This is a genomic window from Nocardia sp. NPDC006982, assembly GCF_042869435.1.
GTDB lineage: Bacteria > Actinomycetota > Actinomycetes > Mycobacteriales > Mycobacteriaceae > Nocardia.
Map to the genome: position 1 here is coordinate 1 of NZ_JBIAFV010000048.1, position 14996 is coordinate 14996.

The following is a 14996-nucleotide window of genomic DNA, read 5'->3' on the forward strand; positions in this document are numbered from 1 at the left end:
GAGCGGTCCAAGATCAGAACACCGGCGACATGATCGATCATCAAGTGCCCGTTGGCAATACGAGCCTGGTCAATCACGCAAACCGTGCCAGATCCACGATTCAACCGGAGTTGACATCGTGACAGGCACCACCGGAAACCTCTGCCGCATGGTTGTAGATATCTGTGCGCGCTCATACCGCTGGGCGCGCGTTGGTCGATCGTCCAGATCTGCTGGTCGACTTGGCTTCCCAACGCGCGTAAATGCCGATTTTTTTGGTGCTAGCGGCTTTTTCGCAAGCCTTTCACCGGCGGCAATTGTCCTACCTCACACCGGCCGCCGATCTTGGTCGCCACTGACGCTCGCGGCATGCCACATCCTTTCCGAGACCTGCATCAGTTTCGCGATGAACTCGACCGGCTGATGTTGCGCCGAGGCCATCACCACCGCCGCCCGGCGCATCTGCACCGGCTGTCTACTGCGCCGGGCGATCTGGGCCAGCTTACGACCCTCCTCCGGGGTCACCGCTCTGATGAAACACATCCGGCTTCCGCGCCACCGGCGCCACCTCCGCCAGGCAGCATCTCCGGCAGACCCGGCAGCGGGCAACCCGATACCCCGACCGTTACCGCACGAACCTTTGCGGACCCGGCACCAGCAACGTGCTCAGGAGGCGGTCGACCGCCTCTCCCATGAGCCGCCGGGTGACTGGAGGGTCTTCGGCGCGGGCGATCGCCAGCCCGGCCTGGACGAGCGCGCCGTACAACAATTCCGCTAGTGGAGCTACTGGCTGGTCGGCCAGAATCCCAGCCGCCACTGCATTAGAGAGCCCGATCGACAAGAGTCCTCGGGCGCACCGAGGGTCATCGGCGCGTCGCCAGCGGTCCCAGCCCAGGACCGAGGGACCGTCCATGAGTAGGATGCGCTGGATACGGGGATCCATGCACGCGTCCAGAAAGGCGGCTGCCCCGGCTCGAATCCGCGTGTCCGGACCGTCGGCCGTCTCGGCGGCCGCGATCAGCCGCTGTGCGACTTCCTCTTCGGTAGCCTCATAGGCCGCCAAGAAGAGCCCATCCTTGTCGGCGAAGTGATGGTATAGAGCACCGCGAGTGACCTGGGCTCGGGCCACTACCTCGGACGTGAAGGTGTCGGCAAAGCCTCTCTCCGCGAACAGATCAATGGCAGCCCGGACGAGCTCGCTCCGTGTTGTTATACCCTGTTCGACCTTGCGGTTTGCGACAACTGACATGACTTATATCGTAGTGGGTCGGTAGATATTGACCCTGCTGTCGAGTTCCAGGGGTGCAGGATCGGCGCGGCCGGTCGCGACCAACAGAAAATGCAGGGGGTCTGCGGCGATCTCGGGCCCGCCGGTGCCGAACCGCAACTCACCGAGATCATGCAGGATTATTCGAGCTGGGCCGTACTCTCGTTGTTTCAAACGATCCTCGATATGGGCGACGGCAGCGGCGAGGCCAGGGCCCCGGTCAGATGGCAGTCCGATCGCCGAGCGTATGTCGTCGGCGTGGACGTATACGTCATACCACAGCAGCAGGGTCGCCTCTCTGAGCGTGTGACCAAGGTGGCCGCTGGGTCGCTGCCAGGCGGGGAGAGCCAGCACCTCCAGGTAGTCTGTGATCACCCGGGACGATTGGGTGAGTAGGTCGGCAATCTTCTCGGGTGGTAACCCACGCAGTTCGCGCGCCTGTTCGTCAGGGGTCCTTTTGCCGGCGTTGCCCGTCGCCGAATCCGCTGCGGTACCGGCGATGTGGGCGGCGACGTCACGTACGCTCCAACCGGTGCATCGGGTGGGCGCGTCCCAGTCCTGGGCAGAAAGTTGGCGTATCAGCGCGATGAAGCTGTCGTATGCCGACCGCAGGCCGACTGCCAATGCAGGTCCGTCTGGTGCCATCATGACGTTCTCTCCGGGAGAAGGGCGTGAGCGATCCGCTCGAGCTGAGCCAGCGGGTCGATGAGGGTCCCGATGCGGACAACAATATGTTCGGCACCCTCAGCCACATATAGATTCATTCGTTGGCGGCATACCTCTTCTGGGCCGTAGGCAAAAGCTTGGACCTGCTCGACCATTTCCAGCGGCAATCCGTAATAGGCCTGCGCGTAGGTGTCCAATTCGGCCCTGGCCTCAGCTGGATCATCGTTGAGGTTGATGGTGAGATAGAGCGCGCTGGTCAGTGCCGACGGCTTACGTCCCGCGGTTGCCGCGGCCGACAGGAGATCCGCGCGCGAAGAGCCATAGTCCTCAGGTCGGGGTGGGTAGGGAAGCCAGCCGTCGAAGACTCCGCCTGCCGTCCGCAGGGCGCGTGGGCCTGCGCCGGCGAACCACACAGGTGGACCTCCGCGGCGGCTGGGCACCGGAAGCGTTTCCAGTGCGTCCAGGTTCCAGTACCGGCCCTCGAAGGACAGTGGCATGCCGTCGGTGTGATTCCACAGCTTCTTCCACAGCTTGACCGTTTCCACCAGCCGCCCGGCTCGTTCGTGCATCGGCACGCCGACGGCACTGAACTCGGCAGCCGTGCGAGGACGGGGAAATCCAGAGCCCACGCCAACGATCAGCCGACCTTCGCTGATGTGGTCGAGAGTGGCTATGGCGTGGGCGGCAAGAAGCGGATGGCGCAGCGGCGCCAGCAGCGTTGCGGTACCGACGGTGATCGCGGAAGTGGTCGCGGCAATGGCCGACAGCAGAGATAGGGGCTCGAATCGCGGTGTCGCCAGGAGCGAGTCGCCGGTCCAGACCGAGTCGAACCCGAGCCGCTCTGCCTGCTGAGCGAAGGTGATCAGGCCGCGCGCGTCCCAGTCGCCACGCAGCGCGGCTTCCCTCGTCGGCAGCAGCACACCGATTTTCACGGTGCCTCCATCAGCAGCGCCGCGAGTTGTGCCGGTGCGGTGACCATCGCATCGTGCCCCGAGGCGAGTTCGGTGGCCGGCCAATCGAACTCGGCTGCCCAATCCGCGAACGGGACACCGTTGCCCGGCGTGCACAGCACGGCTCGACAGGGGATGTCGTCGACCGCGCCGGTCAACCGAGTGGGTTCCTCGAAGGTTTTCAAGGGTTGGTCGGTAAGCCGTGATTCCAGCCAGGCCGCGTCAGCCGGGTCGGTGACACCACAGAGAGAGGCGGGCGGTGCCGGGATCAGCCAGCCGTCGCCCTGCTGGGCTGCGGCCTGGCGCATCGCGCCACTGAACCATTGTGGTGCCCGATCGTGCAATGACTGCCCGTCGTTGCCCACCCAGGCGTCGAGCATGACCAACCGGGCGACCCGGTCGGGCAGCCGGTCGGCCGCCTCCCGGACCACGAATCCGGCATAGCTGTGCCCGACCAGCACCACGTCGGTGAGTCCGGCAAGTACTGCGGCCACGTCGTCTACGTGGGTTGAGAGGCCGATCTCTGGATTGCGGTCGGCCACATTCTCGCCGAGACCGCGCAGTGTCGGGGTGTGAACCGTATGGCCTACGGCTTCGAGTCGCTGGGAGACCCGCTCCCAGCACCAGCCGCCATGCCACGCACCGTGTGTCAGCACAAAATTTGTCATACTCTGACTGTACATACATGCTGCATGTATGTACAGTTGCCGTATCGCGATCTACTGGAGAAACACATGACGGCAACGCAGCCGCAGCGGACTGCAATACGCGAGCAGGTCTGGCCCAAACGACTGCCACGGCGGCTGGCGATCCCCGATACCACGCTGTGGTTCAACCTTGAGGTGACAGAACGCCGCTACCCGGACAAGTCGGCGTACATCTTTTTCGGTCGGGCTATGACTTATCGGGAGCTGCGTTCGCAAGCCGAGCGGGTCGCAGGCTGGTTGCATAGCGTCGGCGTCGGCGCGGGCGACCGGGTAGCGGTCATGATGCAGAACAGCCCCCAGTTCGTGGTGGCCGTCTATGGCATTCTGCGTGCCAATGCCGTTGTGGTGCCAATCAATCCGATGAACAGGGGTAGTGAGCTCCAGCATTATCTCAGCGATGCCGAGCCCAAAGCCTTCATCTGCGCCGCCGACCTCGCCGAGACTGTCCACGCCGCCGCTCACGCCGCGCCGTTCGCGCATCGGCTTCACGCTGTGCTGGTGACGCGATACGCCGACGCCATGCCTCTGGTCGGCGAGGTCGACCCGGCCGAGTTGCCGACAGAACGGATAGAGGCATGGCTGCGGTCCGACCCAGCGATCCCGGACGGCTATACCCGATGGAACGATGCCCTCGAGCAGGGTCTGGCTCCTGGACCGCTAACCGCCGGACCGGACGATCTCGCGGTGCTGCCCTACACCTCCGGCACTACAGGACACCCGAAAGGTTGTCTGCACACGCATCGCAGCCTCATGAGTAACACGATCACTGGAGTCATTGGGCACACCACCGTAGCGTCGGTGGGACTGGCTGTAGTCCCGTTTTTCCACATCACGGGCCTGATGTCGTCGGTTCTGGGGGTGGTGTTCAACGGCGCTACCTCGGTGATCCTGCCTCGCTGGGATCGCGAGCTGGCGGGTCGGCTGATCTCGAGATATTCGGTCACCCACTGGACGTGTATTCCGACGATGATCATCGACCTGATGGCCAGCCCTCACTACCGGACCTTCGATCTGTCGAACCTTGTCCAACTCAGCGGCGGTGGCGCTGCGATGCCCAAGATGGTCGCAGAGCGCCTCGAGCGAGATTTCGATATCACCTTTTCCGAAGCCTACGGACTGACCGAGACCGCCGGACCCACCCATTTCAATCCGAGCGATCGTGCCAAGAACCAATGTCTAGGCATCCCGATGTTCGACGTCGACTCGCGGGTCGTCGATCCGGACACCAACCATGAAGTCCCGCTAGGCACAGTCGGAGAGATCGTCACCCGCGGCCCAATGGTTTTCCAGGGCTACTGGCGCGATCCGGAAGCGACCCAAGCGGCCTTCATCGAGATCGACGGTGAAAAGTTCTTACGCACCGGAGATCTCGGCTGGATCGACGACGAGGGCTACTTCTTTGTCGCCGATCGCCTCAAGCGGATGATCAACGCGAGCGGTTTCAAAGTGTGGCCCGCCGAGGTCGAGGCCGTGTTGTTCCAACATCCGGCCGTCCAGGAAGCGTGTGTCATTTCGGCCAAAGACGATTATCGCGGTGAAACCGTCAAAGCGATTATCGTATTGCGTCCAGAGGTGGCCCACTCCACCACCGCTACGGACATCATTGAGTGGGCGCGCAATCAAATGGCGGCATACAAGACTCCACGGATCGTGGAGTTCGTTGCCTCACTGCCCAAGTCCGCAGCCGGAAAGATCATGTGGCGGACTCTGCAGGAACAGGAAGGCGCATGAACTACGCGGCAGCGGACTCTTTGCCGGCTATGTCGACGGTTCTCGATCTCACTGAGCTATCGGCGAACCTTTTTCGTGCGCAATGCCACGGTGCCTTTCCGGGTACGGCGTTCGGTGGCCAGATGGCAGCACAAGCGTTGGCCGCCGCCGGTCGAACGGTGCCGCACGGTGGCGATCCACATTCCCTGCATGGGTACTTCATCCGAGCAGCCGACGCTGATCGGCCTATCACTTATGCGGTCGAGCAAACCCGCGACGGCCGTTCCATCTCGACTCGTCAGGTAAACGCTGTTCAGCACGGTCGGACAATCTTCACCTTGATGGCGTCATTTCACCGTACCGAAGATGGTCCGTCGTATGGGCCCTTGATGCCCGACGTACCCGCTCCCGCGGACATGCCCAGTCCTGCCGAATTGGCAATGCTCGCACGAGGGTTGGCCGGCGATATTTGGCGGACGCAGCAGACGCCGTCGCGGGTGCTCGACGTTCGGGTCGTTCCGCAATCAGCGATTGCGACCATGGCAGGCGAGGAACGCAGAATGTTCTGGGTACGGGTGCGTGATCGGCTTCCGGACGCGCATCTGGCTCATGCCAGCATGTTGACATATATCTCTGATATCAATATCGCCAACACTGCGGGGAGGCGCACGCCAGGCGAGCGTTGGATCGCAGCCTCACTGGACCATGCCATGTGGTTTCATCGCAGGTTTCGGGCCGACGACTGGCTGCTGTATGTGCTGCGCAATGAAACTGTGGCGGCAGCCAGAGGCTTAGCGCGGGGCGAGTTCTACACCCTCGAAGGCGATCTTGCTGCGTCAGTGGTGCAGGAGGCACTCGTTCGAGTACCGCATAAGAACAGCAGACCGAGCGCATAACTCGTAGCTCGGCCGGGGGCATGGAAGCAAAAACCTCTGTAGGGAAAGGATGGCACCGAATGAACCTCGAACTAACCAGTGCGGAGGTCGCATTCAGGAACGAACTGCGAGCTTTCTTCAGGACGGTCTTCCCCGCTGACATACGGGAACGCGCAGCCTCCTTCGGCAAACTGGGGCGCGAGGACATCATCACCAGTCAAAGGATCCTCAATTCCGTAGGCCTCGCGGTCCCCGATTGGCCCATAGAGTGGGGCGGTAAGGATTGGACGCCAGCACAACGTCATATCTACCAGGACGAGATGGACCTGGCCTCCGTTCCGGCACCGCTTGCCTTCAACACCGCCATGGTCGGTCCGATCATCGCGGCGTTCGGATCGCGAGAACAACAGGAGCGTTTCCTCCCCGCGACAGCCAACCTCGACATCTGGTGGTGTCAAGGGTTTTCCGAACCTGAGTCAGGATCGGACCTGGCCTCGCTCACCACGCGAGCCGTCCGCGACGGCGCGAACTACGTCGTGAACGGGCAGAAGACATGGACCACCCTCGCCCAATACGCCGACTGGATCTTCTGCCTGGTTCGCACCGATCCGAACGCCACACGGCGTCAACACGGAATATCGTTCTTGCTCATCGACATGACCACTCCTGGTATCACGGTCCAACCGATCCAACTGATCGACGGCACCTACGAAGTCAACGAAGTCTTCTTCGAGAACGTGCGGGTGCCGGCCGAGAACCTGGTAGGCGAGGAGAACGCAGGTTGGAGCTACGCCAAGTTCCTGCTCGGCAACGAGCGCACCACTGTGACCCGGACCGGGCATTCGAAGGTCATGATCGCCGCCGCCAAAAAAGCCGCCGCGGGCGTGCGGCTTCCGCGCGGAACATTGCTGGACGACCCGATTTTCGCATCACGGCTGGCCGAACTCGAGAACGAATTAATGGCGCTCGAGTTGACCCAACTGCGGGTGGTCGCGACGTCCGCCGAAGGCAAACCCAATCCGGCGTCGTCGCTGCTCAAACTGCGGGGATCGCAGCTGCAACAGGCCGCGACCGAACTAGCGGTGGAGGTAGCAGGCCAGGACTCGCTGCCGATCGGAATCGACAGCATCGGCTCGCCCGGCTGGGCGCAACGCTCGGTGCCGCATTACCTCAATAGCCGGAAAGTCTCTATCTACAGCGGATCGAGTGAGGTGCAGCGTTCCATCATTGCTTCGTCGATCCTCGGATTGTGAGTAGCAACGATGAATTTCGAGCTCAGCGACGAGCAGGCTCTGCTGCGCGATACGACTCGTGAAGTGCTGAAGCGCAGGTCCAGCACCGAGCCCGGTGGGAACAAACAGCTATGGAAGCAACTCGCCGAGATCGGCCTTCCAGGACTTACATTCAGCGAAGCGGATGGCGGATCGGGTGCGGGCCTCGTCGAGGCCATGATGGTCATGACCGAGATAGGACGGGCTCTCGCACCGGTGCCCTACCTCGAGGGCGTGCTCATTCCCGGCGAACTGATCGTCGCGGTCGGGACCCCGACGCAACGCACCCGATATCTGCCCGCACTCGCATCAGGCGCGACCACCCTCGCGTTCGCCCATCAGGAACCCGGCAGCAGATGGCCTGCCAAAACCGTCGCGACTACAGCGTCGAAGTGGGGTGACAGATGGACAATCACCGGTGTCAAGAACCCTGTACTGCACGGGGACCGCGCAAGAACGTTGATAGTCACTGCCACACGGCCTGGTGATGGCGTCGGACTCTTCCTCATCGACACCGACTCGGCCGATGTGACCCGCACGTCATACCGCACCCACGACGGGCGAGGTGGTGCCCAGATCCGCTTCCAAGCCGCTGAGGGGGAACCTCTCGGAAGCGACGACCAGTCGGCCGCGATCGCTAGCGTCGAGGTACTAGCCCAAGGCGCACTATGTGCCGAGGCGGTCGGACTGATGGAAGAAGTCCTGAAGCTGACCGTCGACTATCTGAAGCAACGCAAACAATTCGGTACTGCGCTAGCGAAGTTCCAAGCACTTGCCCATCGGGCGGCCGACATGTACGTCGCGTTGGAGCTGGCAAAGAGTATGAGCTTGTACGCAACGATGTCGCTGGCCGGCGGGATTACCGATCCTGTGCGTGCATCGCGGGCCAAGTTCGCGGTCGGGAGGGCCGCACTACTGATCGGGAAAGAAGCGATACAGATGCACGGCGGCATCGGGATGACGTCGGAATACGCTGTCGGACACTATGTCTCGAGGTTGATGGCGATCGAACACACGCTGGGAAGCTCCGACGCGCATCTTCGGGTGCTCACAGACAGTGTGGCCTCCTACACCAGGGTCAACGTGATCGAATGACCTAACCTGATGGGGCGTTTGTACAGGGGGAGGGGGGCGGTAATCGTTGATTGTGCTGTCCGTTGTCGATGACCAATGCTCAGTAGAACAGTTCGATCTCGTCACCACTGACGGCGTGGCAGGTTTCTGTGGCCCGCTCGAATTCGCCGGTATCGCGGTGTACACCGAGGGACAGTCCGGGGTGGCCGACCGACTCCCGGCCAGATATCTAAACGGCTCTATCAAGCATGGCGTCCCGATAGAGCGGTCGTCATAGTGACCTCTTAACGGGATTTCCGTCGCGGTGATGTTGCGAGCAACGTCTCCCAGCGGCGCTGCTGGCACAGGCGGGCAGCCCTTGTAATGGGCAGTACTGGGCCCGAATCGAAACGGATACGGCTGCTCCGCGCTATCGCTCAGCGGCGGCGGGGGCTCTTGTCAGTGGGAGTGACCTGCCGAAGTTCCACGAGCGCCAGGACCGCCAACGCCACGAACAAGACCGCGCCGATGCCCGCTACGGTGTGCAGCCCACTGGTGAAGGCCACTCCCGCGGAGTCGAGTAGGTCAATGCCCTGAGTGGCCGGCAATTGGTGAGCCACGGTCACTGCTCCCGCTACGCTCTCGTGAGCCGCTCCCGCCGGCCCGGCGGGCACTGTGGCAGGAACGTTGATTTGGTGCCGATAAACCGCCGCGCCGACACTTCCCAGCATCGCGACCCCTGCGGCGACTCCGAATTGTCCGCCGGTTTCCATAGCCGCCGAGGCCGAGCCCGCCTCCTCGGGCGGGGCGGCAGATAGCACCATGTCGTACCCCAGAGACATACCAGGACCGATCCCAGCCATCACCACGGAAAAGCCGACGACCAACAGCGCTGGCCCGCTCGTCGCGCCAACCTGGACTATAACGACGTAGCCAAGCGCCGCAACGATCATGCCGACCGCGGTGATGTAGGCCGGACGGATCGTCCGCGCCAATGCAGGGCCGAGCCCGATGGTGAACAACATCGCCAACGCCGCAGGCACCATCCACAAGCCTGCCCTCAACGTCGAATATCCCAACACAATTTGCAGGTACAGATTGATCATCAGAATGCTGCCACCCTGAACCGCGCCAGTGACCAGGCTCAACGAAAACGCACCGCGAAAGACGCGACTGCGGAAGAGAGACAACTCCAGGAGGGGGTGAGCTAGCGCACGCTGCCGCAACAGAAATGTCGTGAACAGGGCGATTCCACCAGCGACGGCGGCCCAGGCACCCGGCTGATTGGTGCTACGGGCCAGCTCGGTGATGCCGAAAACCATAGGCAGGATGCCCGCAAGTGACAGGACAACGCTGAGAACATCCAACTTTGGCGCGTCCGAGCTCTTATGCTCCGGCAAACAAACTGGGCCGGCAGCCAAGAGCAAGAGCATTACCGGCGCTGCCAGCAGAAACACCGAACCCCACCAGAAATGGGCCAGCATGACGCCGCTGGCAATCGGTCCGATAATCGCACCGCCCATGAAGCAACTCATGAACGCCGCAACCGCGGTAGCCCGCTGCTTGGGGTTGACGAACATGCTGCCGATCAGTGCCAACCCGGAGGGAGCTAGCGTTGCGCCTGCGATGCCCATGAGGGCTCGAGCGGTGATCAGCATGCCAGGGTTGGTGGCGAATGCTGCTAGCAAAGAGCAGACACCGAAGGCTGCTCCTCCGGCGAGAAGCACTTTACGGTGGCCGATGCGATCCCCGAGAGTCCCCATGGTGATCAGGAACGCGGCGATCATGAATCCGTAGATATCCATGATCCACAACTGCTCGGTGCTACTTGGTGACATTGCCGATGTGAGTTTCGGCAGCGCCAGGTTGAGCACACTGAAGTCCACTGAAATGAGCAAAATCGGCAGAGCCAGAACCAAGAGCCCCAGCCACTCTCGCCTCCCAGCCCTAGGTTCGGTCGTCGATTCGTCGATAATTTCCACAGCGATCCTTCTCTTAGTCCTGTACAACCGACGAACGCGATTCCCTTCAACGGACACGCACTCGACAGGATCTGCACAAGCCGCGAGGATTGCACGTGGCAGACCCGCGGCAAGGGCCTCGAATCGCCGACGGACAGCTGGGGCTGTTTGCCGGGCTACATTCCGCTCGGTCTTATCAAGTTGGGTGTCCTGCCAGTCCACTTCCGTTCGTCGTCAGAGAGAGCGAATGACAACCTTCAGGAGATTTCATGAACAAGTCAGTTACCACAGGCAGCGTCGTCTCCCCCGACGGGACGACCATCACCTATGACTCAATCGGCGAGGGACCTCCAATCATCTGCGTCGACGGCGCATTCTGCACTCGAACGTTCGGACCAATGCCGAAAGTCGCTCCGCTTCTCGCCCATAACTTCAGGGTCATCACCTACGACCGTCGCGCCCGGGGCGACAGCGGCGATACGAAACCCTATGCGGTCGATCGTGAGATCGAAGACCTCGAGGCTCTTATCAAGGAGATGGACGGGTCAGCTCATGTGTTCGGTTTATCGTCCGGCGCAGCACTGAGCCTGCGCGCGGCGGCCAGCGGGCTGAACATCACCAAGCTGGCCCTCTACGAACCGCCGTTCGTCGGAGTCGACAAGACCGGGCATCAACCTCCGGTTGACGGTGCGGACACGCTCAATCGATTGATCGCCTCCGATCGCCGCGGAGAGGCTGTCACGTTCTACCTGTCGAAAATTATCGGCTTGCCTGCAGTAGTGCCCGCCATAATGCGACTCATGCCCATGTGGCCGAAAATGAAGGCCGTCGCCCCCTCATTGCCCTACGACGCGACCATCATGGCCGACTTCGCTTTGCCAAAAAAGCAATTGAGTTCCATCACCGTGCCCACATTGGTGGTCGGCGGGGCTAAGAGCCCAGCCTCGTTGCGCATGGCGGTGCAGGCCGTCGCCGACGCTGTTCCCGGAGGCCGCTGGCAGATGCTCGACCGGCAAAACCACAATGTGTCGGCGAAAGCCCTGGCACCCGTTCTGGACCGATTCTTCGCCACGGCGGCCGAACCGATCTGATCAACCCAGAACCTCCGAGGTTCGAACAGTTCGGACCTCGGAGGTTCTTGTTGCGCTACCCTCCCAGCCGCAATGGCGACTAGGTCGTGTTTCGAAAGTCGGGTCACCGTAGCCACAGGTCGATGGCGGCGATGTGGACGGTAGCCAGGAAGCGGACGGCGAGTTTGTCGTATCTGGTTGCCAGCGCGCGGTTTTGCTTGAGCTGGTTTATGCCACGCTCGACCGCGTTGCGGTCACGGTAGATCTCGGCATCGAACGCATGGGGCCGACCACCTCGCGTGCCGCGCCGGAGCCGGTGACCGACCTGGTCTCCCGGCACCGGGATAGTGGCCCGGATTCCGCGTCGAGCCAGGTAAGCGCGGTTGGCGCGGGAGGAATAGGCCTTGTCCGCCAACACTCGGTCCGGGCGCACACGCGGGCGCCCACCACCGAGCCGCGGTACCCACACCGCATCCAGCACTGCGGTGAAGTGCGGACTGTCACCGGCCTGACCACCGGTGATCAGGACCGCCAACGGCGCCAAACCCTGTTCACAGGCCAGGTGCAGCTTCGTCGACCATCCACCCCGAGACCGGCCGAGCGCGTGATCGGCCGGCTCGACCTCGACCCCACCCGGCGGCTCGGCCTGAGCGCCGCCATCGCGGACAGCCCCGGCGGCATGCTGATAGGCCCGCATGATGGTCGAGTCCACACTCACCTGCCAGCAGATACCGCCATTCGCATCGGCCAGTATCTGCAACAACTTCAGCAGCAACGCCCAGTTCCCCGCACGCTGCCACCGCCGGAACAACCCATACACCGTCTGCCAGGGCCCATACCGATCCGGCACATCCCGCCACGGCGCACCCACCCGAGTGCGCCACCGAATCCCGTCGATGATCTGGCGTTTGCTCCACTTCGGCGGACGCCCCGCCTTCTTGCCACGAGGCAGCAACGGCTCCAACCGCGCCCACTGGGCATCGGTCAAATCCGCTCGCCCCGCCACCGCTACGCTGGCCACGAGGTCTCCGGTATTCAGGTTCTGCTTGGTCGCTGAACCCATCTACCGGAGACCTCACCCATCTCACGGCATCGACACACCCACTCCGGCAACGACTTTCAGCCGCAATCGTGACAGCGGCGATCACCCCTCAGCACTTATGAAACACGCCCTAGGTGTGGGACGGTCGCTAGGGAACGCCAGCAAGACCGACCACACGTGGCCGTCGGGGTCCGCGATCGCACCGGTATAGCCCCAGGACTGCAGTGCCGGCGCAGAAACGACTCAAGCCCGTGCCGCGACGGCCTTTTTCAACCGCCGCATCGACATCGGCTCCGGTGCCCGCCAAGAAGGTCAGTACGCATTCGCTGACTCCGGGCTTCGCCACGGCGCCTCCACCGATTACCCAACCGAACCCCTCTGTGGGAATCAGTAAAAGGTGCAGGCTGTCATTGACTGCGAACTGCAAGGGCTCGGGCGGCACTCCGTCTTCAGCAGGTTCACCGACCGGATCTAGACCGAGCCCGCCGATATAGAACACGTGTGACCGACGCCGATCGGCAGTCCGATAACAACAGGGGTCATGATCATGACCGAATCTCCTTGAACCGAATTCATATTTTCAGTAGTTGTCCTTCAACATGGCGGGAGCTGGTCGAGTCGACGCCGCAGGTACGCAATCTCAGCTTGGTTGGAAGTTTGTTCGATCGCCGCGTGGTACGCCGCCGCGGCTGCGCCCGGTCGGCCAAGTCTGCGCAGCAGGTCGGCTCGGGCGGCAGGCAACAGGTGATTGTGCTTGAGCCCTCCGGCCCCTGCGAGGTCGTCCAGAATGTCTAGACCTGCCTGGGGCCCGGATCGCATCGCTATAGCGATCGCTCGGTTCAACGCGACGGTTGGCGAGGGGACATGTTTGAGCAGAGCGTCGTAAAGCTCGGCGATCTTCGCCCAGTCCGTCTCGGCTGAGGACGGCGCGGCCACATGGCAGGCCGCGATCATGGCCTGTAGCTGATAGGGACCGAGCCGTTCCCTGCGTGATGCGTGACGCAGTTCCCCAAGGCCGGCCGTGATGAGTGCTCGATCCCATCGGGTTCGGTCCTGCTCCTCCAAGGGCACGAGCGCACCTGTCGGATCCGTTCGTGTCGACGATCGCGAATGTTGAAGCAGTACAAGCGCGTTCAACCCACGTGCTTCGGGATCGTCAGGCATCAATTCGACCAGCAGGCCTGCCAGCCGCCGAGCTTCGACTGCGAGCATCGGTCGCTGGAGGTCTCTTCCGGATGTGCCCACATAGCCCTCGTTGAAAAGCAGATAGACCACACCGAGCACCGCTCGAGTCCGCTCGGGCAATAGATATCGAGGAGGCACCCGATAAGGAATGGCCGCGTCGCGAATCTTACGTTTGGCTCGGGCAAGGCGCTTGGACATCGTGGCCTCGGGAACCCCGAAGGCCCGCGCGATCTCGGCTGTTGATAGTCCGACGAGCGTGCGCAGGGCGAGTGCGACCTGAGCTTCGAACGCGAGAGCCGGATGACAGCAGGTAAAGATCAGCTGCAGCCGTTCATCCTCGATTCCGCTGTCGAATGCGCCGGAATCCGACTCGGAAACGTCATCGATCACGACGAGTTGCCGCAGTTTGGCTTCTCCAACCCGGTCGCGACGCAACCGATCCACGGCCCGATGGCGTGCCGCGGTGAGCAGCCAGGCTCCTGGCCGATCGGGCACTCCATCGCGCGGCCAGGTCTGCCAGGCACGGGCAAACGCATCCTGCACAGACTCCTCGGCGAGGTCCCAGTCGCCGGTGAAGCCGATAAGGGTCGCCACCAGCCGCCCCCATTCGGTTTGGAAGGCGGCTGTGATCACCGCGTCGATATCGGTCACAGATCCAGGACTGGCCGGATTTCGACCTGCCCTACCGCGCAGGCAGGGTGCCTTGCGGCAATCTCTATAGCGTCGTCCAGGTTGTCGACTTCGATGAGTGCGAAGCCTCCGATCTGGTCCTTGGCCTCGATGTAAGGCCCGTCGGTCAGGAGCACTTCGTCACCTCGTACTCGCACGGTGGTCGCACACTGGCTCGTGTGTAGCCCTTCGTGTGCACGAAGTACACCCCGTTCGACCAGGTCATTGATCCATGCGTTGAAGATCTCCATGTCCGCAGCCGCCACTTCCTCCTCGACCGGGTTCTCCTCGGCGCTGATCATCAGCAGGTATCGCATGACGTCTTCCTCTCGTGTCACCTGTACTTGATCGACGAGTGGGACGATGGCAGACGGACATCTGTCTCCGAAGAATTCGCTGCCATCATCAGGCAATTCAACCTATTACAGGACGAGGCTCGGCATGAGAAGTTCGGCGTTGAGATGAGCAATCTGCCTGTCCGTGGCCATGAGAAAGTGGGTCTGGCCGGAATTTGATGATGGGCCAGGCTTATTGGGCGAGGACGCGGGTGCGGAGGAGGTCGAAATTGGCACGTCCGTACATGGCCCTCTT

Annotated in this window: 14 protein-coding genes; 5 read left to right on the forward strand and 9 right to left on the reverse strand. The window is 62.3% G+C overall.

Annotated features, from left to right (window positions below):
* Window positions 1-306: 306 nt before the first annotated feature.
* The 5 genes from ACFYOW_RS48585 to ACFYOW_RS48605 all read right to left on the reverse strand — a co-directional run bounded on the left by ACFYOW_RS48585 (window position 307) and on the right by ACFYOW_RS48605 (window position 3530).
* Window positions 307-522: a hypothetical protein gene (locus ACFYOW_RS48585; RefSeq protein WP_387298838.1), complete on the reverse strand. Its 216-nt coding sequence runs from the start codon at window positions 520-522 to the stop codon at window positions 307-309.
* A gap of 82 nt (window positions 523-604) precedes the next feature.
* Window positions 605-1228, reverse strand: a complete 624-nt coding sequence (locus ACFYOW_RS48590; protein WP_387298840.1) for a TetR/AcrR family transcriptional regulator — start codon at window positions 1226-1228, stop codon at window positions 605-607.
* 3 nt (window positions 1229-1231) lie between these two features.
* Window positions 1232-1894, reverse strand: coding sequence for a maleylpyruvate isomerase family mycothiol-dependent enzyme (locus tag ACFYOW_RS48595; RefSeq protein WP_387298842.1), 663 nt, complete (start codon window positions 1892-1894; stop codon window positions 1232-1234).
* Window positions 1891-2844, reverse strand: coding sequence for an LLM class flavin-dependent oxidoreductase (locus tag ACFYOW_RS48600; protein ID WP_387298844.1), 954 nt, complete (start codon window positions 2842-2844; stop codon window positions 1891-1893). The genes ACFYOW_RS48595 and ACFYOW_RS48600 overlap by 4 nt, the downstream gene beginning before the upstream one ends.
* Window positions 2841-3530, reverse strand: a complete 690-nt coding sequence (locus ACFYOW_RS48605; protein ID WP_387298846.1) for an alpha/beta fold hydrolase — start codon at window positions 3528-3530, stop codon at window positions 2841-2843. The genes ACFYOW_RS48600 and ACFYOW_RS48605 overlap by 4 nt, the downstream gene beginning before the upstream one ends.
* A 66-nt stretch (window positions 3531-3596) precedes the next feature.
* Between ACFYOW_RS48605 and ACFYOW_RS48610 the strand changes: the two genes are divergently transcribed.
* The 4 genes from ACFYOW_RS48610 to ACFYOW_RS48625 are packed head-to-tail and all read left to right on the forward strand — an operon-like array spanning window position 3597 to window position 8520.
* On the forward strand, window positions 3597-5300 hold the full coding sequence (locus ACFYOW_RS48610; protein WP_387298848.1) for a long-chain-fatty-acid--CoA ligase: 1704 nt from the start codon (window positions 3597-3599) through the stop codon (window positions 5298-5300).
* The gene (locus tag ACFYOW_RS48615) at window positions 5297-6175 is read left to right on the forward strand and encodes an acyl-CoA thioesterase (RefSeq protein WP_387298850.1); all 879 of its coding nucleotides are present in this window, start codon (window positions 5297-5299) and stop codon (window positions 6173-6175) included. Before ACFYOW_RS48610 ends, ACFYOW_RS48615 begins: the two co-directional genes overlap by 4 nt.
* Window positions 6176-6234: 59 nt before the next feature.
* On the forward strand, window positions 6235-7407 hold the full coding sequence (locus ACFYOW_RS48620; RefSeq protein WP_387298852.1) for an acyl-CoA dehydrogenase family protein: 1173 nt from the start codon (window positions 6235-6237) through the stop codon (window positions 7405-7407).
* Window positions 7408-7416: 9 nt separating this feature from the next.
* Window positions 7417-8520, forward strand: a complete 1104-nt coding sequence (locus tag ACFYOW_RS48625) for an acyl-CoA dehydrogenase family protein (protein ID WP_387298854.1) — start codon at window positions 7417-7419, stop codon at window positions 8518-8520.
* A gap of 395 nt (window positions 8521-8915) precedes the next feature.
* On the opposite strand, the gene ACFYOW_RS48630 is transcribed toward ACFYOW_RS48625, so the two are convergent.
* Window positions 8916-10460, reverse strand: a complete 1545-nt coding sequence (locus ACFYOW_RS48630; protein WP_387298856.1) for an MFS transporter — start codon at window positions 10458-10460, stop codon at window positions 8916-8918.
* 248 nt (window positions 10461-10708) lie between these two features.
* Here ACFYOW_RS48630 and ACFYOW_RS48635 point away from each other — a divergent pair, with 248 nt between their 5' ends.
* Window positions 10709-11530, forward strand: coding sequence for an alpha/beta fold hydrolase (locus ACFYOW_RS48635; protein ID WP_387298858.1), 822 nt, complete (start codon window positions 10709-10711; stop codon window positions 11528-11530).
* A gap of 103 nt (window positions 11531-11633) precedes the next feature.
* On the opposite strand, the gene ACFYOW_RS48640 is transcribed toward ACFYOW_RS48635, so the two are convergent.
* The 3 genes from ACFYOW_RS48640 to ACFYOW_RS48650 all read right to left on the reverse strand — a co-directional run bounded on the left by ACFYOW_RS48640 (window position 11634) and on the right by ACFYOW_RS48650 (window position 14722).
* Window positions 11634-12572, reverse strand: a complete 939-nt coding sequence (locus ACFYOW_RS48640) for an IS5 family transposase (RefSeq protein WP_387298860.1) — start codon at window positions 12570-12572, stop codon at window positions 11634-11636.
* Window positions 12573-13145: 573 nt separating this feature from the next.
* Window positions 13146-14387: an RNA polymerase sigma factor gene (locus ACFYOW_RS48645; RefSeq protein WP_387298862.1), complete on the reverse strand. Its 1242-nt coding sequence runs from the start codon at window positions 14385-14387 to the stop codon at window positions 13146-13148.
* Window positions 14384-14722, reverse strand: coding sequence for a YciI family protein (locus ACFYOW_RS48650; RefSeq protein ID WP_387298863.1), 339 nt, complete (start codon window positions 14720-14722; stop codon window positions 14384-14386). The genes ACFYOW_RS48645 and ACFYOW_RS48650 overlap by 4 nt, the downstream gene beginning before the upstream one ends.
* Window positions 14723-14996: the final 274 nt, after the last annotated feature.